This window comes from Ramlibacter albus, from assembly GCF_014297445.1.
Classification (GTDB): Bacteria; Pseudomonadota; Gammaproteobacteria; order Burkholderiales; family Burkholderiaceae_C; genus Ramlibacter; species Ramlibacter albus.
On sequence record NZ_JACORU010000006.1, the window covers coordinates 279,402 to 304,890 of the forward strand.

Annotated in this window: 29 protein-coding genes; 16 read left to right on the top strand and 13 right to left on the bottom strand. The window is 69.0% G+C overall.

Annotation, left to right across the window (positions count from 1 at the left end; genetic code table 11):
- The first annotated feature begins 76 nt into the window (after window positions 1–76).
- A complete protein-coding gene (locus tag H8R02_RS17850; RefSeq protein ID WP_187082814.1) occupies window positions 77–1,054 on the top strand; it encodes a Bug family tripartite tricarboxylate transporter substrate binding protein in 978 nt (325 codons plus the stop codon).
- Complete coding sequence (locus H8R02_RS17855; protein ID WP_187082815.1) at window positions 1,054–1,944, top strand: alpha/beta fold hydrolase; 891 nt, start codon at window positions 1,054–1,056, stop codon at window positions 1,942–1,944. The genes H8R02_RS17850 and H8R02_RS17855 overlap by 1 nt, the downstream gene beginning before the upstream one ends.
- A gap of 12 nt (window positions 1,945–1,956) precedes the next feature.
- Here H8R02_RS17855 and H8R02_RS17860 read toward each other — a convergent pair whose 3' ends face one another.
- The gene (locus tag H8R02_RS17860) at window positions 1,957–2,826 is read right to left on the bottom strand and encodes a nucleotidyltransferase (protein WP_187082816.1); all 870 of its coding nucleotides are present in this window, start codon (window positions 2,824–2,826) and stop codon (window positions 1,957–1,959) included.
- 133 nt (window positions 2,827–2,959) lie between these two features.
- Between H8R02_RS17860 and H8R02_RS17865 the strand changes: the two genes are divergently transcribed.
- From H8R02_RS17865 to H8R02_RS17890, 6 genes are all read left to right on the top strand, one after another.
- Window positions 2,960–3,700: a metallophosphoesterase family protein gene (locus tag H8R02_RS17865; protein WP_187082817.1), complete on the top strand. Its 741-nt coding sequence runs from the start codon at window positions 2,960–2,962 to the stop codon at window positions 3,698–3,700.
- Between the two features lie 64 nt (window positions 3,701–3,764).
- Window positions 3,765–4,016, top strand: a complete 252-nt coding sequence (locus H8R02_RS17870; protein WP_187082818.1) for a type II toxin-antitoxin system Phd/YefM family antitoxin — start codon at window positions 3,765–3,767, stop codon at window positions 4,014–4,016.
- Window positions 4,013–4,429 carry a type II toxin-antitoxin system VapC family toxin gene (locus H8R02_RS17875; protein WP_187082819.1) on the top strand — a complete coding sequence of 139 codons (417 nt, stop codon included), beginning with the start codon at window positions 4,013–4,015 and terminating at the stop codon, window positions 4,427–4,429. The genes H8R02_RS17870 and H8R02_RS17875 overlap by 4 nt, the downstream gene beginning before the upstream one ends.
- Before the next feature lie 42 nt (window positions 4,430–4,471).
- Window positions 4,472–7,084, top strand: coding sequence for a circularly permuted type 2 ATP-grasp protein (locus tag H8R02_RS17880; protein WP_187082820.1), 2,613 nt, complete (start codon window positions 4,472–4,474; stop codon window positions 7,082–7,084).
- 2 nt (window positions 7,085–7,086) lie between these two features.
- Window positions 7,087–7,971: a transglutaminase family protein gene (locus H8R02_RS17885; protein WP_187082821.1), complete on the top strand. Its 885-nt coding sequence runs from the start codon at window positions 7,087–7,089 to the stop codon at window positions 7,969–7,971.
- A gap of 25 nt (window positions 7,972–7,996) precedes the next feature.
- A complete protein-coding gene (locus H8R02_RS17890) occupies window positions 7,997–8,449 on the top strand; it encodes a RidA family protein (protein WP_187082822.1) in 453 nt (150 codons plus the stop codon).
- A gap of 4 nt (window positions 8,450–8,453) precedes the next feature.
- Here the strand turns inward: H8R02_RS17890 and H8R02_RS17895 are convergent, their stop codons facing one another.
- The 7 genes from H8R02_RS17895 to H8R02_RS17925 form a co-directional block, all read right to left on the bottom strand.
- Entirely contained in the window at window positions 8,454–8,753 is a 300-nt protein-coding gene (locus tag H8R02_RS17895) for a hypothetical protein (RefSeq protein WP_255429392.1), read from the bottom strand.
- Window positions 8,754–8,875: 122 nt separating this feature from the next.
- On the bottom strand, window positions 8,876–9,076 hold the full coding sequence (locus H8R02_RS17900; RefSeq protein WP_187082823.1) for a hypothetical protein: 201 nt from the start codon (window positions 9,074–9,076) through the stop codon (window positions 8,876–8,878).
- 2 nt (window positions 9,077–9,078) lie between these two features.
- The gene (parC, locus tag H8R02_RS17905) at window positions 9,079–11,418 is read right to left on the bottom strand and encodes a DNA topoisomerase IV subunit A (protein ID WP_187082824.1); all 2,340 of its coding nucleotides are present in this window, start codon (window positions 11,416–11,418) and stop codon (window positions 9,079–9,081) included.
- 1 nt (window position 11,419) lies between these two features.
- On the bottom strand, window positions 11,420–12,565 hold the full coding sequence (locus H8R02_RS30830; RefSeq protein ID WP_187082825.1) for a GGDEF domain-containing protein: 1,146 nt from the start codon (window positions 12,563–12,565) through the stop codon (window positions 11,420–11,422).
- Between the two features lie 4 nt (window positions 12,566–12,569).
- The gene (locus H8R02_RS17915; RefSeq protein ID WP_187082826.1) at window positions 12,570–13,385 is read right to left on the bottom strand and encodes a lytic transglycosylase domain-containing protein; all 816 of its coding nucleotides are present in this window, start codon (window positions 13,383–13,385) and stop codon (window positions 12,570–12,572) included.
- Window positions 13,382–13,939 carry a GNAT family N-acetyltransferase gene (locus tag H8R02_RS17920; protein ID WP_187082827.1) on the bottom strand — a complete coding sequence of 186 codons (558 nt, stop codon included), beginning with the start codon at window positions 13,937–13,939 and terminating at the stop codon, window positions 13,382–13,384. Before H8R02_RS17920 ends, H8R02_RS17915 begins: the two co-directional genes overlap by 4 nt.
- Window positions 13,940–13,942: 3 nt before the next feature.
- Window positions 13,943–15,910: a DNA topoisomerase IV subunit B gene (locus H8R02_RS17925; protein ID WP_187082828.1), complete on the bottom strand. Its 1,968-nt coding sequence runs from the start codon at window positions 15,908–15,910 to the stop codon at window positions 13,943–13,945.
- 134 nt (window positions 15,911–16,044) lie between these two features.
- On the opposite strand from H8R02_RS17925, the gene H8R02_RS17930 reads away from it, so the two are divergent.
- Complete coding sequence (locus H8R02_RS17930; protein WP_187082829.1) at window positions 16,045–17,265, top strand: MFS transporter; 1,221 nt, start codon at window positions 16,045–16,047, stop codon at window positions 17,263–17,265.
- Complete coding sequence (locus H8R02_RS30485) at window positions 17,265–17,396, top strand: hypothetical protein (protein WP_255429393.1); 132 nt, start codon at window positions 17,265–17,267, stop codon at window positions 17,394–17,396. Before H8R02_RS17930 ends, H8R02_RS30485 begins: the two co-directional genes overlap by 1 nt.
- Here the strand turns inward: H8R02_RS30485 and H8R02_RS17935 are convergent.
- Window positions 17,393–17,995 carry a YdeI/OmpD-associated family protein gene (locus H8R02_RS17935; RefSeq protein WP_187082830.1) on the bottom strand — a complete coding sequence of 201 codons (603 nt, stop codon included), beginning with the start codon at window positions 17,993–17,995 and terminating at the stop codon, window positions 17,393–17,395. The two genes, H8R02_RS30485 and H8R02_RS17935, sit on opposite strands and share 4 nt — an antisense overlap.
- A 16-nt stretch (window positions 17,996–18,011) precedes the next feature.
- Here H8R02_RS17935 and H8R02_RS17940 point away from each other — a divergent pair, with 16 nt between their 5' ends.
- Genes H8R02_RS17940 through H8R02_RS17960 form a run of 5 tightly spaced genes read left to right on the top strand, consistent with a single transcriptional unit; the run spans window position 18,012 to window position 22,147 of the window.
- Window positions 18,012–18,824, top strand: coding sequence for an SDR family oxidoreductase (locus H8R02_RS17940; protein WP_187082831.1), 813 nt, complete (start codon window positions 18,012–18,014; stop codon window positions 18,822–18,824).
- The gene (locus H8R02_RS17945) at window positions 18,824–19,360 is read left to right on the top strand and encodes a class I SAM-dependent methyltransferase (RefSeq protein ID WP_187082832.1); all 537 of its coding nucleotides are present in this window, start codon (window positions 18,824–18,826) and stop codon (window positions 19,358–19,360) included. The genes H8R02_RS17940 and H8R02_RS17945 overlap by 1 nt, the downstream gene beginning before the upstream one ends.
- 13 nt (window positions 19,361–19,373) lie before the next feature.
- Complete coding sequence (gene dapA / locus H8R02_RS17950) at window positions 19,374–20,255, top strand: 4-hydroxy-tetrahydrodipicolinate synthase (RefSeq protein WP_187082833.1); 882 nt, start codon at window positions 19,374–19,376, stop codon at window positions 20,253–20,255.
- A gap of 16 nt (window positions 20,256–20,271) precedes the next feature.
- The gene (gene bamC, locus H8R02_RS17955; protein WP_187082834.1) at window positions 20,272–21,366 is read left to right on the top strand and encodes an NlpB/DapX family lipoprotein; all 1,095 of its coding nucleotides are present in this window, start codon (window positions 20,272–20,274) and stop codon (window positions 21,364–21,366) included.
- A gap of 10 nt (window positions 21,367–21,376) precedes the next feature.
- On the top strand, window positions 21,377–22,147 hold the full coding sequence (locus H8R02_RS17960) for an MBL fold metallo-hydrolase (protein ID WP_187082835.1): 771 nt from the start codon (window positions 21,377–21,379) through the stop codon (window positions 22,145–22,147).
- 86 nt (window positions 22,148–22,233) lie between these two features.
- On the opposite strand, the gene H8R02_RS17965 is transcribed toward H8R02_RS17960, so the two are convergent.
- From H8R02_RS17965 to H8R02_RS17975, 3 genes are all read right to left on the bottom strand, one after another.
- Window positions 22,234–22,485 (bottom strand): hypothetical protein, encoded by a 252-nt coding sequence (locus tag H8R02_RS17965; protein ID WP_187082836.1) that lies wholly within the window; start codon window positions 22,483–22,485, stop codon window positions 22,234–22,236.
- Window positions 22,486–22,651: 166 nt separating this feature from the next.
- Window positions 22,652–23,158 (bottom strand): hypothetical protein, encoded by a 507-nt coding sequence (locus H8R02_RS17970; protein ID WP_354004942.1) that lies wholly within the window; start codon window positions 23,156–23,158, stop codon window positions 22,652–22,654.
- The gene (locus tag H8R02_RS17975; RefSeq protein ID WP_187082837.1) at window positions 23,155–24,276 is read right to left on the bottom strand and encodes a JmjC domain-containing protein; all 1,122 of its coding nucleotides are present in this window, start codon (window positions 24,274–24,276) and stop codon (window positions 23,155–23,157) included. Before H8R02_RS17975 ends, H8R02_RS17970 begins: the two co-directional genes overlap by 4 nt.
- Window positions 24,277–24,380: 104 nt before the next feature.
- On the opposite strand from H8R02_RS17975, the gene H8R02_RS17980 reads away from it, so the two are divergent.
- Window positions 24,381–24,869, top strand: a complete 489-nt coding sequence (locus H8R02_RS17980) for an FKBP-type peptidyl-prolyl cis-trans isomerase (RefSeq protein ID WP_187082838.1) — start codon at window positions 24,381–24,383, stop codon at window positions 24,867–24,869.
- Between the two features lie 10 nt (window positions 24,870–24,879).
- On the opposite strand, the gene H8R02_RS17985 is transcribed toward H8R02_RS17980, so the two are convergent.
- The gene (locus H8R02_RS17985) at window positions 24,880–25,383 is read right to left on the bottom strand and encodes an outer membrane lipoprotein (RefSeq protein ID WP_187082839.1); all 504 of its coding nucleotides are present in this window, start codon (window positions 25,381–25,383) and stop codon (window positions 24,880–24,882) included.
- Window positions 25,384–25,489 lie beyond the last annotated feature (106 nt).

Consider the following 25,489-nt stretch of genomic DNA (forward strand, 5'->3'; position numbering starts at 1 on the left):
GTTTATCGCAGGGCCTCCGATTCTATTTCTCGCTTAAGGGCGCGGCCAGCAGAATCCGGCCAGCAGGAGACAAGCCATGCCCACGACGTTCAACCGCCGCCAGGTCCTCGCGGCACTCGCCGGCACGCCGGTGTTCGCGCACGCCGCGGCCTACCCCTCGCGGCCCGTGAAGCTGGTGGTGGGTTCGCCCCCGGGTGGCCCGTCGGACTTCCTGGCGCGCACCTACGCGGACAACCTCGGCCCGCTGCTCGGCCAGAGCTTCCTCGTCGACAACAAGCCCGGTGCCAGCGGCACGCTCGCGGCCGAAGGCGCGGCGAAGGCCGCGCCGGACGGCCACACGCTGCTCGTCTCCGGCCCGGCCAGCGTGTCGGTGGCGCCGCACCTCTTCCCGAAACTCGGCTACGACCCCGAGCGCGACTTCATCCCGATCAACATGCTCGGCGCGGGCGCCTTCGTGATCGTGTCGCACCCGTCGCTGCCGGTGAAGACGATGGCCGAACTCATCGCGTACGCGAAAGCCAACCCGGGCAGGATCACCTACGGCTCCGGCGGCAACGGCTCGTCGGGCCACCTCGCCACCGAGCTGCTCTCCACCGTGGCCGGCATCAAGATGCTGCACGTGCCCTACAAGGGCGACGGCCAGGCCGTGAACGACCTGCTGGCCGGCCAGATCCAGCTGATGGTGACCGCGCCGAACGTGCCGGCAGCCAACGTCAAGGCCGGCAAGCTGCGCCTGCTGGCCGTGACCACGCGCGAGCGCGTGGCGTCGATGCCCGACACGCCGACGGTGCACGAGTCGGGCCTGCGCGACTTCGAGTACCTGGGCTGGATCGTCACCTTCGCACCGGCGGGCACGCCCAAGGCGGTGATCGAGCAGCTTTCCGCGGCGTGGAACAAGGTGCGCAACACGCCCACGGTGCGCCAGCGGCTCGAGGACCTCGCGATGGTCGCGCCCGACCGCCTGGTGTCGGGCGAGCCGCTCGCCACGTTCCTGCGCGCCGAGAGCGCGCGCCTGGGCAAGGTGATCCGCGACGCCGGCATCAAGTACGAGTGATGCAGCGCGTGCAATTGCCAAGCGGCGTCGAGCTGCACTACGAGCGCGCCGGCAGCGGCACGCCGCTGGTGTTCATCCACGGCGCGATGGGCGACTGGCGCTCGTGGGAGGCGCAGTGGGAGGCGTTCACCGCGCACTTCGACTGCATCGCCTACAGCCGGCGCTACAGCTTCCCGAACCGCAACGAGATGGCGTCGCCGGACCATTCGGCGCTGCATGAGGCCGAAGACCTGCGGCAGATGCTGGATGCGCTCGGCATCGAGCGCGCCATCCTGGTGGGCAGCTCCTATGGCGGTTTCACGGCGCTGGCCTTCGCCGTTTCGCACCCGCAGCGCGTGGTTTCGCTGGTGGCCGTGGAGCCGCCGATGATGCGCTATGCGCAGTTGAGCGAAGCGGGCCGCGCCGCGCGCGCGGCGTTTCGGCGCGACACGATCGAGCCTGCGAATGCCGCGTTCCGGGCCGGCAACGACGAACTCGCGGGCCGCATCATGACCGGCGGCATCAACGGCGCGAACGGCAGCGCGAACTCGCCCGAGCAGATGCAGCGCCGCCTGCAGAACCTGCGCGCGATGCGCATGCTGGCGCTGTCCACGGACGAGTTCCCCCTGCTTGCGCCGACGCAACTGGCCGCCTTGCCGATGCCGGTGCTGCTCATCTCCGGCGAGAACACGCCGCCGGTGCACCGCGAGATCTTCAACAACGTGGTGCAGGCGATGCCCCATGCCAGGGCCGTGCGCGTCCCCGGCGCGGGGCATGGCGTTAGCCGCGAACAGGCGGCGGTGTTCAACGAGCTGGTGCTGGGCTTCGTGCCGCGGGGAACCGTCATCCCGGACTCGATCCGGGATCCATGGCGGCGCGCCACGATGGATGCCGGGTCGGGCCCGGCATGACAGCCGGGCGCTTCAGTGCGCGGGCGGGTTCGCCTGCGCGCCATCGCTCGCGGGCGCGTCGACGGCGCGCGCCGGGATCGACGCCGTCCAGTGCTCCACATCCTCCTCGGTCATCGTGCTCAGGTCCGTGAGCCGGCCGTCCACGTAGCCCAGCTGCTCCACGTCGTGCAGGTACTGCTCGCGCGACAGCAGCGTGCCGGCGCACACGTGCGGGTCGCCGGGCAACGGTTGCCGCGTCTCGGCCGCCAGGCGCGCCAGGAGCTTGTGGATCACCCAGCTCGGGATGCGGTGGCGCTCGCCGGGGTAGATGAAGCCGAAGAGCGTAAGGTGCGCCAGCAGCACTCGCCAGTTGCCGTTGAAGCGGTCCACCAGGCCCGGCCAGTCGATCGTCTCCGCGTTCGCCTGGATCAGGTGCGCGATGTCCGCGCCGTCATAGCGCTCGCGCTCCATGATGAACGCCTTGGACAACAGGCTGTCCTCGAGGTTGGCCACGAGCACCGGCACGCCCAGCACGTCCGCGTGCAGGTTGCCGTGGAACCAGCGTTCGTCGACGGGGGTCAGGCCGTTGCCCGAATTGAAGATGAGGTCGATGAAGTCCTCGCCGTGGTAGACCTTCGCCAGCCAGTGCGGGTACGTCATGTCCACGCGCCACCCCTCGGCCTGCGCGAGGGCCGCTATGCGGTCGTAGTCCTCGCGGCGGATGAAGAGGTCCAGGTCCTTGGTGGAGCGGCGGATGCCCGTGTAGCAGGCATGCGCGAACGCGCCGCCCACCAGGAACGGGATCTTCGCGTCCACCAGCACCTGCAGCGCGCGCCGGTAGAACGCGGCGGTATCCGGGTCCACTTCCTCTTCGAGCGAGGGCGCCAATCGTGTCGAGCACATGGGGGAGAGGTTCGGGCAGGCGCCGGTGCCTATCAGGCGGCCGAACGCCCGAGTTGGACAGGACGATCCACCTCATGCAGCGTCAGCGCCGGACTACAGGTTTTCCGCGGCAGTAGCGGCAGCATCACGCCTCATGGGCAAATCGGCCGACAAGATCCGCTTCGCCGCCGTCGGCGACCTGCACGTCAACAAGGACGCGGCGGGCACGCTGCGCGCTTTCTTCGCACAGGCCGCCTCGGACGTGGACGCGCTGCTGCTGTGCGGCGACCTCACCGACTACGGCACCGCCGAGGAGGCGAAGGTGCTCGTGGACGAGCTTGCCCTCGTGAAGGTGCCCGTCGTCGCCGTGCTGGGCAACCACGACTACGAGTCGGGCACGCCCGAAGTGGTCGTCGACGCGCTCACGCATGCCGGCGTGAAGGTCCTGGACGGTGAGGCCGTCGAGATCGAAGGCGTGGGCATCGCCGGTGCCAAGGGCTTCGCGGGCGGCTTCGGCCGCGGCTCGCTCGGTGCGTGGGGCGAGCCGGCGATCAAGATGTTCGTGCAGGAGGCGCTGAACGAGGCGATGAAGCTGGAGTCGGCACTGGCCAAGCTGCGCACGCGGCGCAAGATCGCGCTGCTGCACTACTCGCCGATCGCGGGTACGGTCGAAGGCGAGCCCGTGGACATCTTCCCCTTCCTCGGCTCCAGCCGGCTCGAGGAGCCGCTGCTGCGCTACCCGGTCGATGCCATCTTCCACGGGCATGCGCACCGCGGGACGATGGAGGGCAAGACCATCAGCGGCGTGCCCGTCTACAACGTCGCCAAGCCGCTGCTCGCGCGCAGCCGGCCCAACGAGCCGCCGTTCCGGCTGTACGAAATCCCCCGGCAGTAGCTGGCTTCCCGTGCGGTGTCGCCGTAGAATATGACCAGTCTGGTCAGATTCGAGGAGTTCCGCCATGCGCAGTTGGCAGTTGCAGGATGCCAAGGCTCATATGTCCGAGCTGGTGAAGAGCGCGCAGCACGCTCCGCAGGGGATCACGCTGCACGGCAAACCAGTGGCGGTCGTCGTATCCCAATCCACTTTCGAAACCTTGTCTCAATCGAAACAATCGTTGCTCGACTTCATGCAGCAGTCGCCGCTCGCGGGTGACGACGAGCCCGACTTCGGGCGTGATCGCAGCAAGACGCGGCGGGTGCCGCGGCTTTGAGTTATCTCGTCGACACCAATGTGTTGTCCGAGCTGCGGCGCAAGGCGCCACACAAGGCCGTGCAGGCCTGGTTCGCTGACCGCCCCGCATCGACCCTGTTCCTGAGCGTGCTGACGCTCGGCGAATTGCGCAAGGGCATCGACGCTGTCACCGACGAAACGAGGCGCCTGAAGCTGCTCGACTGGCTCGAGGCCGACCTGCGCGCGTTCTTCACGGGCCGGGTCTTCGACGTGGATGCCGCCGTCGCGGACCGGTGGGGCAGGCTGCTCGCCGCGGCTGGCAGGCCGCTGCCGGCCATCGACAGCCTCCTTGCGGCGACCGCACTCCACCACGGGCTGGTACTCGTGACCCGCAACGTGCGTGACTTCAAGGATCTGGACGTCGAGGTCCTCGATCCGTGGGCGGCGGAGTGACGCACGCCTGCCACAACACAGGTTGCCCCGCCGCGCAAGCGGATGGGACAATGCCCGCGAGTGGACTCCTCCTTCAACGACTCGCTGTTCGGCGCCCCGCCCGATGAAAGCCCCGCGGACCTCGCGGCGGCACTGTCGCAGCCCGCGGTGCCGGGCCATTTCGACGAGTTGCGCGGCGCAGTCTTCGACGACTCCGCCACCGAAGACGCGGAGCTCGCGCCGTATTGGTCCCGCTTCTTCGAGCAGCTGGGCACCGAGGGCTTTCGCGACCTGAACCGCCGCACCGAGCAGCTGCAGCGGCAGGTTCGCGACAACGGCGTCACGTACAACGTCTACGCGGACTCGGGCGGCCCGCAGCGGCCCTGGTCGCTGGACCTCTTCCCGCTGATCGTGCCGCCCGCGAGCTGGCAGCGCATCGAAGCGGGCGTGCTGCAGCGCATGCGCCTGCTCGAAGACGTGATGGCCGACGTGTACGGCGCGCAGGAACTGCTCGCCGGCAACCTGCTGCCGCCCGCGCTGGTGCAAGGCCACCCCGGCTACCTGCGCGCGATGCATGGCGTGAAGCCGGCCGGCGGCACCTACCTGCACATCGGCGCCTTCGACCTCGCGCGCGGGCCGGACGGCAACTGGTGGGTGGTGTCGCAGCGCACGCAGGCGCCATCGGGCCTGGGCTACCTGCTCGAGAACCGCCTGATCATCTCGCGCCTGTTCCCCGATGCCTTCCGGGACCTGAAGGTGCAGCGCCTCGCCAGCACCTACCGCGCGCTGCTCGAAAGCCTCAAGTGGCAATGCCCCGGCGTCGGCGGCGAGCCGCGCATCGTGCTGCTCACGCCGGGCCCGTACAACGAGACCTACTTCGAGCACGCCTACCTCGCGCGTTACCTCGGCCTCACGCTGGTCGAAGGCAACGACCTCACCGTGCGAGACGAAAAGCTGTACCTCAAGACGCTCAAGGGCCTGCAGCGCGTGCACGGCGTGCTCAAGCGGCTTGACGACGAGTTCCTCGACCCGCTGGAGCTGCGCGCGGATTCCACGCTCGGCGTGCCCGGCCTGCTGCAGGCCATCCGCGCAGGCAACGTGCTCGTGGCCAATGCGCCGGGCTCGGGCTTCCTCGAATCGACCGCCGTCCTCGGCTTCCTGCCCGCGATCAGCCGCGAGCTGACCGGGCACGAGCTGCTGCTGCCCTCGCTGCCCACGTGGTGGTGCGGCGAGCGCGCGGCGATGGAGGCGGTGCTGCCGCAGATCGGCAGCAGCGTGATCAAGTCGACCTACGGCGCGCCGGGCGCGGGCGCGGTGCTGGGCCGATCGCTCGGGCGGCGCGGGCTCGACGAATGGGCCGGCCGCATCGTGCGCGACCCCGACGAGTACACGGTGCAGGCGTACATGCCGCTTTCGCAGATGCCGACCTGGGGCGGGCAGTACGGCCGCAGCCACCGGATCGTGCCGCACTCGCTGATGCTGCGGGTGATCGCGGTGTCCGACGGACCGGGCTCGTGGCGCGTGCTGCCGGGCGGGCTGACGCGCATCGCGAGCGGCGAGCGCGAGATCGCGTCGATGCAGCGCGGCGGCAGCAGCGCGGACACCTGGGTGATCACCGAAGGCGAAGTCGACACGACGAGCCTGCTGCACCACGAACATCCATCGGCGCAGACGGGGCATCGTGCGCGAGCGGTGACGAGCCGCGCCGCGGAGAACCTCTTCTGGCTGGGCCGCTACACCGAACGCACGGAGAATACCGCGCGGCTCGCACGCCTTGCACTGGAAGCACTCAATGGCGAGGACCAGGATTGCGAGCCACTGCTGGCGTGGGTTTCCGAACTCTCCGCGCTCAATGCACTGGTGCTGCCGGCGGTGCCACCCGCGACGCAGTCCACGCGCGTGTTCGAGCGGTCGCTGATCGCCAGCCTCGCCGACGTCGAGACCTCGACCAGCGTCGGCTTCAACCTGGGGGCCCTGGTCGGCGCGGCTTCGGCGGTGCGCGAGCGCTTGTCCAAGGAGCAATGGAACATCATCGTCGCCGCGGAGCAGGAGTTCATGCAGGGCTGCGAGCGCGCGGCGGACGAAGGCGATTTCTCCTCGGTGGAGGCGCTGCGCGTGCTGGAAGCCTTGTCGGGCCGCACGGCGGCGATGACGGGCGCGCAGACCGACCGCATGACGCGTGACGACGGCTGGCGGCTGCTGTCCACCGGCCGCCACCTGGAGCGCCTGGCCTTCCTCGCGCAGGCGCTGTCGTACAGCTTCAGCACTGGCGCGATCCACGAGGAGGCCGGTTTCGAGGCCGTGGTCGCGCTCTTCGACAGCACGATCACCTTCCACGCGCACTACCAGCAACGGCACGACATCCCCGCGCTGATCGACCTGCTCGTGCTCGACCGCGACAACCCGCGTTCGCTGGGCTGGGTGGCGCAGACGCTGCGCGGGCGCATCGCCAAGCTCACGGGCAGCGCGGCCAACGAGATCCCGGAGATCGCGAACAGCATCCCCGACCCGGCGGCGTGGTCCTTCGACGCGCTGTGCGCCCGCGACGAGGACGGCGAGCACGTCGCCCTGCTCCAGCTGCTGCAGCAATGCGTCAGTGGCGCGTACGAGCTCTCGGACGACCTCGGCTCGCGCTACTTCACGCACTCGGACACGCGCCGGACGGTGGGGGCGTGACCATGCGCTTGCACGTCCTGCACGAGACCACCTACGACTACACGCCGGCCGTGAAGACGGCGCAGCACATGGGGCACCTCAAGCCGGCGGACGATACTCGCCAGAAGCTGCTGTGCCACACCTTGCGCGTGGAGCCGGAGCCTGCCAAGCAGGACGAGCGCGTGGACATCTACGGCAACACGCGCACGTTCTTCAGCCTCCAGGTTGCGCATGACCGGCTCAAGGTGGTCGCCGAGAGCATGGTGGAGACGTCGGCGGCCGCGGCTCTGCCGGCGAGCATGCCGTGGGAAGCCGCGCGCGAACGCATGCGCTACCACGGCGCCGCGCACTACGACCCGGCCACCGAATTCGTCTTTGCCTCGCCTTACGTCCCGCGCGACACCCAGTTCGCCGACTATGCGCGCGCGAGTTTCGCGCCGGGGCGCCCGCTGCTGGAAGCCGCGACGGCGCTGATGCAGCGCATCCATGAGGATTTCGAATACGTCACGGCAGCGACCGATGCCACGACGCCGGCCCTCGACTCGCTCGCGTTGCGCAAGGGCGTGTGCCAGGACTTCGCGCACGTCATGACCGGCTGCCTGCGCAGCATGGGCCTTGCGGCACGCTATGTCAGCGGCTACCTGCTGACCGAGCCGCCGCCGGGGCAGGCGCGCCTCGTCGGCAGCGATGCGTCGCATGCGTGGGTCGCCGTGTATCTGCCGGCGGAGACAGGCCCCGGCGAGTGGGCCGAACTCGACCCCACCAACAACCGCGCGCCGGGTGAAGACTACGTGCGCCTCGCGGTCGGCCGCGACTATGGCGACGTGTCGCCTTTGCGCGGCGTGATCCATGGCGGGGCGAGCCATGCGCTGTCGGTGGCGGTCACGGTCTCGCCGGTCCCTCTCTAGAATCGAGGGCTTCCAAGGAGCCCCCATGAGCGTCTACGACAAGCTGAAGGAACTCGGCATCACCCTGCCGCCCGTTGCCACCCCCGCCGCCGCCTACGTGCCCTTCGTGCGCACCGGCAACCTCGTCTTCATCTCGGGCCATATCGCCAAGAAGGACGGCAAGGCCTGGGTGGGCCAGCTCGGCAGGACGATGCAGACCGAAGAAGGCAAGGCCGCGGCACGCGCGATCGCCGTCGACCTGATGGGCACGCTGCATGCCGCGGTGGGTGACCTGAACAACGTCAAGCGCATCGTCAAGGTGATGAGCCTCGTGAACAGCTCGCCCGACTTCACCGAGCAGCACCTCGTCACGAACGGCGCGAGCGAGCTGATCGGCCAGGTCTTCGGCGACAAGGGCGCGCATGCGCGCAGCGCCTTCGGCGTTGCGCAGATCCCGATGGGGGCGTGCGTGGAGATCGAGCTGATCGCGGAAGTCTGAGGCTTCAGCGCCGGTTCTCGACCAGCTGGATCACTTCGGCAAATTCGAGCGTCGGCGCCACGCCGTACAACTCGCCGAAGCGGCCCAGCACCTGCGGCGAGAAGAACGAGCGCGCCGCCTCCTCGTTGCTCCAGAGGAAGAAGTTCACCGCCTCGCGGTTCACCGCGTCGATGGCGTAGGCCTTGGAGCGCAGCCCCGGCATGTCCTCGAACGTCGCCCGCGAACTTTCCGCCAGCGCGCGCACGCGCTTCTCGTCGAAGTCGTCCCCGAAACGGAAACGCACGAGCGTGGCGTTCATGGGCATGGCGCGCAGGATGCTCCGCGCGGCCATGCATGTCAACCGGAGCGCCGCCGGGCCGCCCCAAGGCGCGACAGCCCCCTCGGGGGGCAGCGAACCTCGCGAAGCGGGGAGCGTGGGGTCCCTGTTTACTCGTCCAGCAAGCCGCCACGATAGAAGCTGTATGCCGTGCCGTCGTGAAGATAAAAGAACCCGTCCCCACACGCATCCTTGCCGGGAAAGAACTCGCGGTACCGCTTCGGCACGAGCCGCTCCAGCTCCTCGTCCGACAGCTCCTCGAATTCCTGCGGCGTGATCGGCTGGCCCGCACGCAGGCGGCGGCGCTCCACGCTCACTCCACGCGCTGGATCGCCAGCGGCTTGAAGCCCAGGTCCGCCTGCCTGCCCTTGCGGCCGCGATGGCCCTGCGCGTTGTTCAGCGAGCGGATCTCCAGCACCTCCTCGCGCTCCTTGTCGCCGCGGCCGAGGCCGGTGATCTTCACGCTGCGCGTGTACGCCGCCGCGCCCACCAGCTCCTCCTTCTTCTCCAGCTCCATCAGCATCAGGCCGCGGCCGCCATTGGGCATGGGCTTGAGCTCGCCGATGGCGAAGGTGAGGATGCGCTTGCCGGACGATGCGCAGGCCACGTGCGTGGCCGCGGGCTGCGGCGGCACGTTGGCCGGGGAAGGCCGGCACACCGTCTCACCCTCGCCCACCGTGATGAACGACTTGCCGCCCTTTTGCCGCGACACCATGTTCTCCACGGTGGCGAGGAAGCCGTAGCCGCCGGAGCCCGCGAGCAGCAGCCATGCGGTGCCCGCGCCGGCGAAGTAGTGCACGAGCTGCGTGCCGCTTTCGAGGTCGATGAACGTGGTGACGGGCTGCCCGTCACCGCGCGCGCCCGGCAGCACCGACACCGGCACCGAATACACGCGCCCGTTGCTGCCGAAGGCCAGCAAAGTGTCGACGGTGCGGCACTCGAACGTGCCGTACAAGCCATCGCCGGCCTTGAACGCGAACGACGAAGCATCGTGGCCATGGCCCTGCCGCGCGCGCACCCAGCCCTTCTGCGACACCACCACCGTCACCGGCTCGTCGACCACCTTCACTTCGGCCACGGCCTTCTTCTCGGCCTGGATCAGAGTTCGGCGCACGTCGCCGAACTGCTTCGTGTCGCCCTCGATCTCCTTGACCATCAGCCGGCGCAGCGCGGCGGGCGAGCCGAGGATCTCCTCCAGCTTCTTCTGGTCCTCGCGCAGTTCCTTCAGCTCCTGCTCGATCTTGATCGCTTCCAGCCGCGCGAGCTGGCGCAAGCGGATTTCGAGGATGTCTTCCGCCTGCCGGTCGGTGAGCTTGAAGCGGTCGATCAGCGCCGGCTTGGGCTCGTCGCTGCCCCGGATGATGCGGATCACCTCGTCGATGTTCAGCAGCACCAGCTGTCGGCCTTCGAGGATGTGGATGCGGTCCAGCACCTTGCCCAGCCGGTGCCGCGAACGCCGCTCGATTGTGCGCTGGCGGAACTCGATCCACTCCACCAGCATCTGCCGCAGCGACTTCTGCACGGGCTTGCCGTCCAGCCCCACCATCGTGAGGTTGATCGGCGCGCTGGTCTCCAGGCTCGTGTGCGCAAGCAGCGTGGTGGCGAGTTCGGCCTGGTCGATGCGGCTGGTCTTGGGCTCGAACACCAGGCGCACCGGTGCGTCCTTGCTCGACTCGTCGCGCACCGCATCGAGCACCGCGAGCACCGTCTGCTTCATCTGGACCTGGTCCTGCGACAGCGCCTTCTTGCCGGCCTTGACCTTCGGGTTGGTGAGCTCCTCGATCTCCTCCAGCACCCTCTGCGTGCTCACGCCGGGCGGCAGCTCGGTCACCACCATCTGCCACTGCCCGCGCGCGAGCTCCTCGACCTTCCAGCGCGCGCGCACCTTGAGCGAACCGCGGCCGGTGGCGTACGCCTCGGCGATGTCGGCCGCACTGCTGATCACCTGCCCGCCGCCGGGATAGTCCGGGCCGGGCAGCAACGCGAAGAGGTCCTCGTCGGAGAGCTTGGGGTTCTTCACCAGCGCCACGCAGGCCTCGGCGACTTCGCGCAGGTTGTGGCTGGGGATCTCCGTCGCCAAGCCAACGGCGATACCGCTCGCGCCATTGAGCAGCGTGAAGGGCAGCCGCGCCGGCAGCACCACCGGCTCCTGCGTGCTGCCGTCGTAATTGAGCACGAACTCCACCGTGCCCTCGTCGATCTCGTCGAGCAGCAGGTTGGAGATCTTCGCCAGGCGCGCCTCGGTGTAGCGCATCGCCGCCGCGCCGTCGCCGTCGCGGCTGCCGAAGTTGCCCTGCCCGTCGATCAGCGGGTAGCGCTGCGAGAAGTCCTGCGCCATGCGCACCAGCGCGTCGTACGCGGCCTGGTCGCCGTGCGGGTGGAAGCGGCCCAGCACGTCGCCGACCACGCGCGCGCTCTTCACCGGCTTGGCACCGGCGTTGCCGCCGCCGAAGCCCAGGCCCATGCGGTACATCGAGTACAGGATGCGCCGCTGCACCGGCTTCTGGCCGTCGGCCACGTCGGGCAGCGCGCGGCCCTTCACCACCGACAGCGCGTATTCGAGGTACGCGCGCTGGGCGTACGTCGCGAGGTCCAGGCCCTCGTCGCCGCCGTCGCCCGATTCGATCAATTCCCTGTTGTCCATAGCGTCCATGTCATTTTTCCGGCGGGAACAGTTCGTCGTTGCCCACTGTCACGATCCTGCGTTGCGAGGGTTCGGCCAGCTCGCGCTCCAGGCGCGCGGCCAGCCGCGAGATGAGCTGCTTGGCGGTGACGTCCGAAACCGGCACGCCCGTGAGCACGATGCGGAACTGCAGGAACTCCGCGCGCGCCGCCGGCAGCGGCTCCTTCAAGCCCGCGACGAGCATGCGGCTGGCCACGTTGCCGGCCGCCTCGGCCGCCGCCATGCCCTCCACCAGCACGGCGAAGCGCGAGTGCGCGAGGCGCGCCGCGACGTCGCCCTGCCGCAGCGAGTCGCGGATGCGATTGGCGGCCGTCAGCACCGCCTGCTCCGCCGTCTCCGGCCCGAACTCGTGCGCGATGCGCGGCAGGTTCTCGATGTGCACCATCATCAGCACGCTCGGGTGGCCGTAGCGCTGCATCATCGTGCGCGCGGCGTGGATGCGCTCCTGCAGCACCAGCGGCGTCGCAAGCCCGGTCAGGGGATCCACCGTGTTGCGCGCGTCGATGCGCACGCGCGTCTCGCCGAAGATGCGGCTGCGCCAGCCGGTCGCGAGGTACGTGCACGCCGACCACGCGGTGAAGAGGCCGCCGATCCACAGCACGATGTCGTCCGGCTCGGCCACCGAGCGCGCCGCGAGCGACCCCGCGGCCACGACCAGCAGCGCTACGGCGGGGAGCAGCCACCACATCCAGGGCCGGCTCTGCGGCCAGGCGCGCAGCATCAGCACCAGCACCACCGCGGTCCACACGCCCACGCCGGGCAGCAGCGCCCACGGTGTGAACACCGCGGCGACGGCCAGCAGCGTCAGCAGCACGCTGGCGCCCACGAGCAACCGGCGCGGCGTGCGCATCGCGCCGGCATGGCTCACGAGGTCGCGCAGCTGCAAGCCCGCGATCACGAGCACGAGCAGCATGCAAGCCTCGGGGTAGAACGGGTGAGAGCCGGAGAGCGACAGCACCGTCAGCACCGCCATCATCGTGGCGGCCGCGTGCAGCAGCAGCGGGCGCTCGCGGTAGTTGTTGGCACGCACCGCGCTGAAGAAGACCACCAGGATCTGCGCGCCCACGAAGGCGCCCAGCGCGACGAGTTCCAGCGGATCGGACAGTCCGGGCGCCACGCTTTCAGTTCTGGGCCGGCGTTTCGCCCGGAACTGCGGCGACGGGAACGGAAGGCGGCGGCTGCACCGCCGCGGGGAGGTTGCCGCGGCCCACGGCGCCGCCGACCGGGTGCGCCGGCAGCTCCATGTGCACGCGCTGCGGGAAGCGGCCGCCCCGGGCCGCCATGGCGGGCGGCTTGAGCATGGCGTAGAGCTGCAGAACGGTCTTGACGTAGTTCTGCGTCTCCTTGTAGTTCGGCACCTTGTTGCCGGCGCGCACGACGGCGCTCTCGCCGGCGTTGTAGGCCGCGATCGCAAGCTCCATCTGCCCGGGGAACATGCGCATCAGGTCCGCGAGGTAGCGCGTGCCGGTGCGGATGTTGGTCTTCGCGTCGAACAGGTTCTTCGCGTCGCCCGTCACGCCGTAGCGCGCGGCGGTCGCCGGCATCAGCTGCATCAGGCCCACCGCGCCCTTGGGCGAGACGGCCTGCGCGTCGAAGCCGGACTCGGTGGCGATCACGGCCTGCAGCAGCTCGTAGTCGATGCCGTGCGTCTTCGATGCTTCACGCAGGTGATGCTTCACGACCTTGTAGCCGGGCGACACTTCGAAGAAAGCGATGAGCTTGGACTGCGCCGTCGGCACGGCCACGGGGCGCGGCGTGCCGATGCCCTGCGACGTGTCGAAGCTCTCGCCGCCGCGGAAAAACAGCTGGTAGCGCTCGTCGACTTTCTCGGCGGCGAAGTGGGCCACGCCCTTCGCGTCGACGTAGCCCCACACCTCGGCGCGCGCGGCGGGCAGCAGCGCCAAAGCGAATGCAGCCGCAAGGAGCGCGCGCTTCATGCCACCTCCAGCGCCTGCTCGCGCCGGCGAGCGAACTCGGGCGCCAGCATGGACATCACGACCAGCGAGGCGAAACCCTCGTCGGTGAGCACCGCCTCGCGCAGCACGCCCTCGACCACGAAGCCTTCGCTGTCGTACAGGGCCTTGGCACGCTGGTTGACCGTCTTCACGTCCAGCCACAGCCGGTGCGCATGCAGGTCGTCGAAGGCGATCTTCTTCACCTCGCGCAGCGCGGCGCGGCCGAAGCCCTCGCCCTTGCTGCGCACCACCATGCGCTTGAGCTCCAGCGAGCGGTTGCGGCTCTTGCAGCCGATCAGGATGAGGAAGCCGACCGCGTCGTAGTTGTCGCCGCCTTCGATGATGAAGTGGCGGAAGTCCGGGAAGCGCACCGCCGCCTCGTGCTGCGTCTTCTCCCACGGCGTGATGAAGGGCAGGTTCAGCGGGTCCTGCTCCAGCGACAGCACGAACTCGATGTCGCTCGTCATCGTCGGGCGCAGCCGCACCCGCGCGGGCGTGCGCGCGGGTTGGGTGGCGGCGGCGTTGATGGCGGTCATTTCTTAAATGTCGATCTCGACGGCGTCGCCGTGCAGTTCCATCAGCTCGCGGCGCGCGGCGGCTTCGCCCTTGCCCATGAGCTTGGTGATCAGCCCCTGCGTCCCCTCGAAGTCGAACTTGCCCAGTTGTACCGGCAACAGGCGGCGGGTGTCCGGATTGAGCGTCGTTTCCCACAATTGTTCCGCGCTCATCTCGCCCAGGCCCTTGAAGCGGCTGATCGTCCACTTGCCCTCGGCCACGCCTTCCTTGCGCAGCTTGTCGAGGATGTGGGTGAGCTCGCCCTCGTCCAGCGCGTACATCTTGCCGGCCGGCTTCTTGCCGCGGGCCGGCACGTCCACGCGGAACAGCGGCGGCCGCGCGACGTACACGTGGCCCGCTTCGATCAGCTTGGGGAAGTGCCGGAAGAACAGCGTGAGCAGCAGCACCTGGATGTGCGAGCCGTCGACGTCCGCATCGGACAGGATGCAGATCTTGCCGTAGCGGATGCCCGAGAGGTCGGGCGTGTCGTTGGGGCCGTGCGGGTCCACGCCGATGGCCACGGCGATGTCGTGTATCTCGGTGTTGGCGAACAACCGGTCGCGCTCGACCTCCCAGGTGTTGAGCACCTTGCCGCGCAGGGGCAGCACGGCCTGGCATTCCTTGTCGCGGCCCATCTTGGCGGAGCCACCCGCGGAATCGCCCTCGACCAGGAACACCTCGTTGTGCGTGATGTCCTTGCTCTCGCAGTCGGTCAGCTTGCCGGGCAGCACGGCCACGCCGGAGCCCTTGCGCTTCTCGACCTTCTGGCCGGCGCGCTGGCGCGTCTGCGCGGCCTTGATCGCGAGCTCGGCGAGCTTCTTGCCGTATTCGACGTGCTGGTTGAGCCACAGCTCCAGCGCGGGGCGCACGAACGACGAGACGAGGCGCACCGCGTCGCGCGAATTGAGCCGCTCCTTGATCTGCCCCTGGAACTGCGGGTCCAGCACCTTGGCGCTGAGCACGTACGAGGCGCGCGCGAACACGTCCTCGGGCAGCAGCTTCACGCCCTTGGGCAGCAGGTTGTGCAGCTCGATGAAGCTCTTGACCGCGTTGAACAAGCCGTCGCGCAGGCCGCTGTCGTGCGTGCCGCCGGCCGTGGTGGGGATGAGGTTGACGTAGCTCTCGCGCACCGGCTGGCCGTCTTCGGTGAACGCAACGCACCACGCCGCGCCCTCGCCTTCGGCGAAGGTGTCGTTGTTCTCGGCAAAGCCCTCGCCTTCGAACAGCGGGATCACGGGGTCGGCCGTGAGCGTCTGCATCAGGTAGTCGCGCAGGCCGCCCTTGTACTGCCAGGTCTGCGTGTCCTTGGTTTTCTCGACGGTGAGCATGACCGTCACGCCCGGCATCAGCACCGCCTTGCTGCGCAGCAGGTGGGCCAACTCCTGCAGCGGCAGGTTGGTCGTCTCGAAATATTTGGGGTCGGGCCAGGCACGCACCGTGGTGCCTTGCTTGCGGTCACCCTCGCCGGCCTTGCGGACCTTCAGCTTCTCCTCGACGTCGCCGCCGGCGAAGGTGATCGTCGCGACCTGGCCCTCGCGGTACGTCGTCACTTCCAGGCGCTTCGACAGCGCGTTGGTGACGGACACGCCGACGCCGTGCAGGCCGCCCGAGAAGCTGTACGCGCCGCCCTTGCCCTTGTCGAACTTGCCGCCGGCGTGCAGCCGCGTATAGACGAGCTCGATGACGGGCGCCTTCTCTTCCGGGTGCAGGCCGAACGGGATGCCGCGGCCGTCGTCCTCCACGCTCACCGACCCGTCCGTGTGCAGCGTCACGCGCATGCGCTTGCCGTGGCCCGCGAGCGCCTCGTCGGCCGCGTTGTCGAGCACCTCCTGGATGATGTGCAGGGGGTTGTCGGTGCGCGTGTACATGCCGGGGCGCTGCTTGACGGGCTCGAGGCCCTTGAGCACCCGGATGGAGCCTTCGGAATAGTCGGACGGAAGTTTCGCTGCCATGGGAGGTCGGATTGTAGCCACTGGACATTCATCCAGTACATGCGTGGTACGCATCAATCCTTCCCGAAATTATCAAGACCGTTTTGCGTCCCATGGTGCGGCAGGGAAATGGCCTTGCCGATACATTCCCCCGCATGCAGTCCACTCGCAAGCTCTCGATGGCCCAGGTCCTTGCCTGCGGCGCCATGATCGTCACGCTCTCCATGGGCATCCGCCACGGCTTCGGCCTGTGGCTGCAGCCGCTCACGCAGGCCCAGGGCTGGACGCGCGAGAACTTCGCCTTCGCCATCGCGATCCAGAACCTCGCGTGGGGCACCTTCGGCATCTTCGCGGGGATGGTTGCAGACCGCTTCGGCGCGTTCCGGGTGCTCATCGGCGGCGCGGTGTTCTACGCGCTCGGGCTGGCGGGCATGGCGCTGTCGACCAACACCTTCGTGTTCACGTTGACAGCGGGCGTGCTGCTCGGCGCGGCCCAGGCGGGCACGACCTACGCCGTGGTCTACGGCGTGATCGGCCGGCAGGTGGACCCCGCGAAGCGTTCGTGGGCGATGGGCGTGGCTGCGGCCGCGGGCTCGTTCGGCCAGTTCCTGATGGTGCCGGTCGAAGGCTTCCTCATCTCCGGCTTCGGCTGGAAGGAGGCGCTGCTTGCGCTCGCCGTGTTCGTGCTGCTGATCGCGCCGCTGGCCTTCGGCCTGCGCGAGCCCGGTTTCGCGGGCGGCGCCGCGCCGCACCGCGAGCAGACCATCGGGCAGGCGCTGCGCGAGGCGTTCACCTATCCGAGCTTCCAGCTGCTGATGGCCGGCTACTTCGTGTGCGGCTTCCAGGTCGTGTTCATCGGCGTGCACATGCCCAGCTACCTCAAGGACAAGGGCCTGTCGCCGCAGGTGGCGAGCTACGCGCTGGCGCTTATAGGCCTGTTCAACGTGTTCGGCACCTACATCGCGGGCACGCTCGGCGAGAAGCTGGCCAAGCGCAAGATCCTCGCGTTCATCTACCTGGCGCGCGCGGCCGCGATCGCCGTCTTCCTGTGGGCGCCGCTGTCGCCGCTGTCGGTGTACCTCTTCGCCAGCGTCATGGGGCTGCTGTGGCTGTCGACCGTGCCGCCGACCAACGCCACCATCGCGCAGATCTTCGGCGTGGCGCACATGTCCATGCTGGGCGGCTTCGTGTTCTTCAGCCACCAGATCGGCTCGTTCCTCGGCGTGTGGCTGGGCGGCTACCTGTACGACCGCACGGGCAGCTACGACATCGTGTGGTACATCGCGATCGCGCTGGGTATCTTCGCGGCGATCGTGAACCTTCCGGTGCGCGAGGCGCCGATCTCCCGCGGCACCCCCGTGCCGCAGCCGGTGTGATGACCCTCAAGGCCCGCATCGCCGCGTACACGGCAGCGCTGCTCGCGTTGCTGGGCGTGTTCGTGCTCTACACGCAACCGCAGATGATGGTGACGGTGAGCGAGATGGTCTGGGCCTGCTTCGGCGCCTAGCAGCTCTCGTACTTCCAGTTCCGCTTCTTGCCTTCGGCCAGCCACTCGACGGCCTGCTCGATGCGCTTGGCACGCGTTTCCTCGCGCTTGGCGTCGGCGATCCACCCGACGTATTCGCGTTGCGCGCCTGGCGGGAAACCCTCGTAGGTCTTGCGCGCGGCGGCGTTCTTCCTGAGCGCCGCGAGCAGGTCGGCCGGCGCCTCGGGCGGCGGCTTCGGCGCGGCCTTGGGTTTGCGCTCCACCTTCTCGCCCGAGTCGATCAGCGCCGCCGCCTTCTTCACCATCTTCGTGAGCTCGGCCTTCGACGGCAGGTCCTTGACCTTCTCGATGCGGCCGAACTGGCCCATCGCGCTCGCACCTTCGCGCTCGCCCGTGACGGCCGCGCCCTGCCAGAACCCGAACGCGCAATGCGCCTTGAAGGCCGCCATGTGCGCGAGGATCTTCCCGCCGTACGTGAAGCTGGGCATGCCCCACTTGACCGTCTCCACCACATCCGGGCAGGCAGCGTGCACCACGCCGCGCAGGTGCGTGAGGATCGGCTGCGCGAAGTCCGCCGACTTCGCGATGTAGGCGTCGATACGGGGGTCTTCCGTGGGCATGCCTTAAAGTTTACGCATGAACGTCATCGTGATCACCGGGGCTTCCGACGGGATCGGCGCGGAGCTGGCGCGCCAGCTGGCGGCGCAGCACAAGGCCGATGCGGCGCTGGTGCTCGCGGGCCGCAGCGCGGAGAAGCTTGCGGCCGTCGGCGGGCAATGCCGCGGCCAGGGCGCGCAGGTGCTGGAGGTCTCGATGGACGTCGGCATCGAGGCGCAGTGCCGGGACCTGGTCGCGCAGGCGGTGGCGGTGTTCGGCCGCATCGACGCACTGGTCAACAACGCAGGCATGTCGGCCCAGGCCCTCTTCGAGGAAGTGAAGGCCGACGACCTGCACTGGTACGAAGACCTCATGCGCGTGAACCACTGGGGCGCGGTCTGGTGCACCCATGCAGCCTTGCCGCACCTGAAGGCAAGCCGCGGGCGAATCGTGGCGATCAGCTCGCTGGCCGGCCTGGTCGGCGTGCCGGGCCGCACCGCCTACAGTGCGACCAAGTTCGCGATGACTGGCTTCTTCGAAGCGCTGCGCGCCGAGCTGAAGGGCGCAGGCGTCAGCGTCACGACCGTGTTCGTCGGCGTGGTGAAGACGCAGCTGCGCCACCGCGGCTACAACGCCCGGGGCGAGCCGGCGGGTTCGAGCGGCCTGAAGGAAGACGATGCGATGCCGGTGGAGGAATGCGCGCGGCTGATCCGGGAAGGCATGAATGCCCGCAAGCGCGAGGTCGTGATGACCTCGAAGGGCAAGGTGGGCCGCTTCCTCAAGCTCGTCGCGCCCGGAATGGTCGAAGACATGGCGCTCGCGGCGCTGAAGCAGGAAGTGAGACCGCGCTGATGCACGGCGCCGAAGCCCGTTCACCCTGGATCGCCCGCTGGGCCCACCTCGTGCCCAAGGGTGGCGAGGTGCTCGACGTCGCCTGCGGCTTCGGGCGCCACATGCGCTTCTTCAAGGACCACGGCCATCCCGTGGTCGGCGTGGACCGTTCGCCCGAAGCGGTCGCAGCCGTGCGCGAACTGGGCGAAGCCCTGGAAGCCGACATCGAGAACGGCCCGTGGCCTTTCGCCGGCCGCCAGTTCGCGGGCGTGGTGGTCACCAACTACCTGTGGCGCCCGCTCATGCCGTCCATCGTCGCCAGCGTCGCGCCCGGCGGCGTGCTGCTCTACGAGACCTTCGCCGTGGGCAACGAAACCGTGGGCAAGCCTTCGCGCCCGGACTTCCTGCTGCAGGACGGAGAACTTCTGTCCGCCTGCGCGAAGCTGAGGGTCGTCGCCTACGAGCACGGCTTCCTCGACAGCCCGCCCCGCTTCGTCCAGCGCATCGCCGCCGTCCATCCCATAAAGCAGGCCGAACCGGCCCGTTACACGCTCTAGCTAGAATTCGGGGATGAAACCCATTACCGGCAGCATCGTCGCGCTCGTCACGCCGATGCTCGCAGACGGCAGCGTCGACTACCCGGCCCTGCGCAAGCTGATCGACTGGCACATCGCCGAGGGCACCGACTGCATCGGCGTCGTCGGCACCACGGGCGAGTCGCCCACGGTGGACGTCGAGGAGCACCAGGAGATCATCCGCGTGAGCGTGGAGCAGGCCGCCGGCCGCGTGCCGATCATGGCCGGATGCGGCGCCAACTCCACCAAGGAGGCGATCGCCCTCGCCCGCTACGCCAAGCAGGTCGGCGCCGACTGCCAGCTGCAGGTGGTGCCCTACTACAACAAGCCCACGCAGCAGGGCCAGTACGAGCACTTCAAGGCCATCGCCGAGGCGGTGGACCTGCCCAGCATCCTCTACAACGTGCCCGGCCGCACGGTGGCCGACATGCAGCACGAGACGGTGCTGCGGCTTGCCGAAGTGCCCGGCATCGTCGGCATCAAGGAAGCCACGGGCGACATCGCCCGCGCGCAATGGCTGGTTCGCGACGTGCCCAAGGGCTTTGCCGTCTACTCGGGCGACGACCCCACGGCCGTCGCGCTGATGCTGTGCGGCGGCCAGGGCAATGTGAGCGTGACGGCCAACGTCGCCCCGCGCCAGATGCACGAGCTGTGCGTGGCGGCCGTCGCGGGTGACGCGAAGCGGGCGATGGAAATCCAGCGCAAGCTGATGCCCGTGCACAAGCACCTGTTCTGCGAAGCCAACCCCATCCCCGTGAAGTGGGCGATGGCGCGCATGGGCCTGATCGGCGGCACGCTGCGCCTGCCGATGACCCCGCTTTCCAAGGCGAACGAAGCCGTGGTCGAAGGGGCGCTGCGCGCCTCGGGCCTGCTCTGAAGAGAATCCAAAGAGGATGCAAGTGAAGCAAATCGCAAAGTTGGGCGTGCTCGCCCTCGCCCTGTCGCTCGCAGGCTGTGCATGGATGGAAGGCGACAAGATCGACTACCGCAGCGCCGGCAAGGGCGTGCCGCTCGAAGTGCCGCCGGACCTCACGCAGCTGTCGCGCGACACGCGCTACCAGGTGCCCGGCGGCGTGGTCACCGCCAGCAGCTACAGCGTCGGCACCGTGGCTGCCGGCTTGCCGACGGCCGCGACGGCCCTGGGCGACGTGCGCGTGGAGCGCGCGGGCACGCAGCGCTGGCTGGTGGTCAACCGCCCGGCCGACCAGCTGTGGGGCCCCATCCGCGAGTTCTGGCAGGAAAGCGGTTTCCTGCTCACGCAGGACCAGCCCGCCCTGGGCATCATGGAGACGGACTGGGCCGAGAACCGCGCCAAGATCCCGCAGGACTTCATCCGCAACACGCTGGGCAAGGCCATCGACGCCGTGTACTCCACGGCCGAGCGCGACAGGTTCCGCACGCGCCTGGAGCGCACCGCCACCGGCGGTACGGAGATCTTCATCAGCCACCGCGGGATGATCGAGGTCTACAGCAGCTCGTCCAAGGACCAGACGGTGTGGCAGCCCCGCCCGGTGGACCCCGAGCTGGAAGCCGAATTCCTGCGCCGCATGATGGTCAAGCTCGGCGCGCCGCAAGAGCAGGCGCGCGCGCTCACCGCGTCGGGCGCGTCCAAGCCGACGTCCCGCATCGACAGCGTCAACAACCAGCCGGTCGTCGTCATCGACGAGGCCTTCGACCGCGCCTGGCGCCGCGTCGGCCTGGCGCTGGACCGCACCGGCTTCACGGTGGAAGACCGCGACCGTGCGCAGGGCACGTACTTCGTGCGCTACGTCGAGCCGAGCGCGGACAAGAAGGAAGGCAAGGGCTTCCTCGCGCGCCTCTTCAGCTTCGGCAGCTCCGACAAGGGCAACCCGCCGGTGAAGTACCGCATCGCGCTGAAGACCGAGGGCGAGAAGACCACCGTGTCCGTGCTCGACGAGAAGGGCGCGCCGGAGAAATCGGCCAATGCCCAGCGCATCGTCCAGGTGATCGCCGACGACTTGAAGTGACGGGCGTGCGGTGATCCGATTCAAGAGCCTGGGCAGCGGCAGCTCGGGCAACGCCACCGTCGTGCAGGTGCGGGGCGGCGCGCAAGTTGTACACCTGCTGATCGACTGCGGCCTCGGCATCCGCGAGCTGGACAAGCGGCTGGGCCGCGCCGGCATGCTCGCGGAGCAGCTCGACGCCATCTTCATCACGCACGAGCACGGCGACCACATCGGCTGCGCCGTGCAGGTGGCGCTGCGCGAGCGCATCCCGCTCCACATGAGCGAGGGCACCTACATGGCCATCGGCGAGCCCGAGCTCGAAGGCCTGCTGCGCATCGCGCGCGACAACACGCCGATCGAGCTGGGCCCGATGCGCGTGGACCCGTTCACGGTGCCGCACGACGCGCGCGAGCCGCTGCAGCTTTGCTGCTCCGACGGCGCCACGCGGCTGGGCGTGCTCACCGACCTCGGCCATGCATCGGCCCACGTGCTGCAGATGATGGCCGGCTGCCGGTCGCTGCTGCTCGAGTGCAACCACGACGAGGCGATGCTCGCCGCCGGCCCCTACCCGCCCTTCCTCAAGCGGCGTGTCGGGGGTGCCTACGGCCACCTCGCCAACAGCGCCGCGGCAGCCATTGCGCAATCGGTGAAGCCCTTCGGCATCGTCGTGGCCGCGCACCTGTCCGAGCAGAACAACAAGCCCGAGCTGGCGCGCGAAGCGCTGGCCGCGGCGCTCTCGTGCGGCGCGGGCGACCTCCACGTCGCGAACCAATCCACCGGCAGCGACTGGCTGGACGCCTGAACGACAAAGCCGCCCGAAGGCGGCCTGTGCATCACAAAAAGAAAAACCGCCCCCAGAAGGGGGCGGCTTTTCGTGCGGAACCCGATTTACTTCGTGCCCGAAGCGGCGCCGGACGCAGCGGCGGCCGCGCCGGAGGCAGCCATCGCGGCGCCGGAAGCGGCAGCAGCAGCGCCGGAAGCGGCGTCAGCGGCGGGGGCAGCGGCCGGCGCGGGAGCGGGCGCCGGCGCGGGGGCAGCGGCGGGGGCCGGAGCCGGAGCGGGCGCCGGCTCTTCCTTCTTGCCGCAGGCAGCCAGGGCAGCAGCAGCAATCAGCGTCGCCAGAACGAGCGATTTCTTCATTTCAGGTTTCCTTTGATCGGGGGTAGTGTTAAAACAATTTCCGGAAATCGTCGATGCGCCAAGACTTAGCGTATTGCCGCAATGACTGGGCACGAAGGACTCGAGCTCTTCATGCTCAGCCAAAGATTATAGCCCGCAAAGAAACGGGCTGCCGTAGGCTGTTCGCTTAAAGCCCGCTCGTGCTCGACGGGAACGAAGGTGTGCTCTTGAGCAGCCACTCCTTCAGCGCCTGGTGCAGCTCCAGCCGCCGCTGCGGCTCGCTGCCGCAGAAGCCCGCGCAGTCCTCGAGGTCCCGCCGCTCCATCACCCACGCCGGCGTCCAGATCGCGCTCGGCAGTTCCAGCGGCTCGGCGGCGGGCACGGCACGCGCCTCGATGATGTGGCTCCACGTCTTGCGCCAGGTGACGAAGCGTGCGTGCCGGCGGACCACTTCGTCGTACTTCTTCGCGAGGATGGTGAACCGGCGGCCGCTGCCGGCCCATGCGTTGAGCGACTCGGCAATGGCCCGCTCGCCGAGGGGCCAGTCGGCGAAGTACGCGTCACTGAGGATGATCTCGCGCCAGCCCTCGCGCGCGGCCGCGGCGAAGGCGTCGCGCACGAGCTGCTGGAAGTCCACGCGGCCCGCGAAGCGGCGGGAGGGCAGTTCGGTCGGCGGGGCCTGTTCTTCGTTCACGATGCGTCTCCGTTCTCGTGCAGCCACCCGGCCTCGCACCACGAGCGCAGCAACTCGAGCGCGCCATCGCTCGCGCGGGCCAGTTCACCAGCCTCAAGCGTACGCCTGTCGGCCAGCTTGCGCATCAGGGCGGCGTCGCGCCCGGACGCGCGCCAGCTCTCGCCGTTGACGAAGACGTGGCGCGCGTCGTACATCATTCGGGTTCGGGCATCGAGTGCCACGGCGCGCAGCTTGCGAGGTGCGCGGCGCGCCTCGAACCAGACGTGGGCCTTGGGCTCCGTGAGGTACTCGCCGAGGGCGCGGTCCAGAGATGAAGGGTCGCGCACCGCACGTGCGACGGCTTCGCGGGCGAAGCCTTGCAAGCCTTCGGGGATCGCCCCCGGGTTGGCGGTGGCAGCCTGGCCGGCATCGCGGTACAGCCCGGCACCCTGCTCTTCCTCATCGTCCGCGAGCCGCTGCAGCAGCTCGCGCGCCAGCTCGCTGCGCGCGGGGGCGCGAAAGCCGATGGACCACGTCTGGCACTCGCCCTCGGCAATGCCGTCGTGGGCATAGCGCGGCGGCAGGTAGAGCATGTCGCCGGGCTCCAGCACCTCGTCGTGCTCGGGCTCGAAGTTCGCGAGGATCTTCAGCGGCAGGTCGTCCCGCAACGCAAGGTCGCGCTGCCGCCCATAGCGCCAGCGCCGCCGGCCGTCGGCCTGCAGCAGGAACACGTCGTAGCTGTCGAAGTGCGGCCCCACGCCGCCGCCGTCGCTGGCCCAGCTGATCATCACGTCGTCCAGCCGCGCCTCGGGCACGAAGCGGAAGCGCTGCAGCACCTCGTGCGCAGCGGGCTCGTGCAGGTCGGCGCCCTGGACCAGGAGCGTCCAGTCGGGTCGCTTCACGGCGGGCAGCCGCGCGTGCGGCCCGCGCCTGACCTGCCAGCGGCCGTCGTCCTGCGCAACGACGCGCGACTCGACTTCGTCCGACGCCGCCAGCTCGAACAGCCGAGCCCTTGGGACCGGCGAGCGAAAACCCGGGATCGCGCCGCGCACGAGCAGCGGCTTGCGCTGCCAGTGGCGTTGCATGAACTGCGCGGGCGTGAGCCCGCCGAGCAGGGGCAGCGGTGAATCGACGTTCATCATCCGCCGCCGGGCCGCCCCAAGGCGGATGAAGCCCCCTCGGGGGGCAGCGAACCTCGCGAAGCGGGGAGCGTGGGGGCCAACATACCTGAGAGAATTCTCCCATGGACATCACTTCGAACTGCGTCGTCGCCCTCACCTGGACCCTCAAGGACACGCTGGGCGAAGTGCTGGACGTGCTGGAGGACCCTGTCGAATTCCTGGTCGGCGGCGACGACCTGCTCGCCAAGATCGAGGAGGCGCTGCAGGGCCACACGGTGGGCGACCGCGTCGACCTGCACCTGGAGCCCGAGGACGCTTTCGGCGACTACGACGAGCAGCTCGTGTACCTGGAGCCGCGCGGCATCTTCCCCAAGGAGCTGCTGGAAGGCATGACCTACGAGGGCCTGCCGCCCGGCGCGACCAGCGCGGACGCGCCCAAGGACGCCATCTACACGGTCACGGAAATCTATCCCGAGCACGTGGTGCTCGATGGCAACCACCCGCTCGCAGGGATGGCGCTGCGCCTGCACCTCAAGGTGGAAGGCGTGCGGGAGGCCACGGAAGAAGAAACCGGCCGCGGCAGTGCCGGGGCCGGCTTCTTCAAGGTGTGATGAAGCGCGTTTACCCGCGATAGATCACGTTGTTTTCCACGCGCACGCGGTCGCCGACGCGCAGGTCACCGGTCGAGCCGACTTCGTAGATGCGCATCGCGCCGCTGTCCGTCTGCACCGTCACGCGGTAGCCGGGCGCCGTGGTCACGCCGGCCTGGTTGCGCGCGATGTGGCTGCCCACCGCCGCGCCCGCCACGCCACCCAGCACCGTCGCCGCGGTACGGCCGCTGCCGCCGCCGATCGTGCTGCCCAGGGCCGCACCCGCCAGGCCGCCGATCACCGCGCCGATGATGTTGTTGTTGCCCGAGATCGGGGCGCTCGTGCCCACGGGCATGTATTCGATGTTCGACACGCGGCCGTATTCGAGAGCGGCGGTCGTGGAATAGACCGGCGCCGTCGTGACGGTCGTCGCGGGATAGTTGGAGCCGTACATCGGCGTGTTGGTGGCGCAGCCGACGACGGAAGCGAGCATCGTGACGGCGAGGGCCGAGGCGGTGAGACGCATGGAACGCATGGATTTTCTCCTTCAATGGGGTACGCGGCGGCCCCCAGCGGGCGCGCCTTGTGACGACATTGAAAGTCCCTGCTGCTGGCGTACGTTCCAGCCTTCTTCGGCAGTT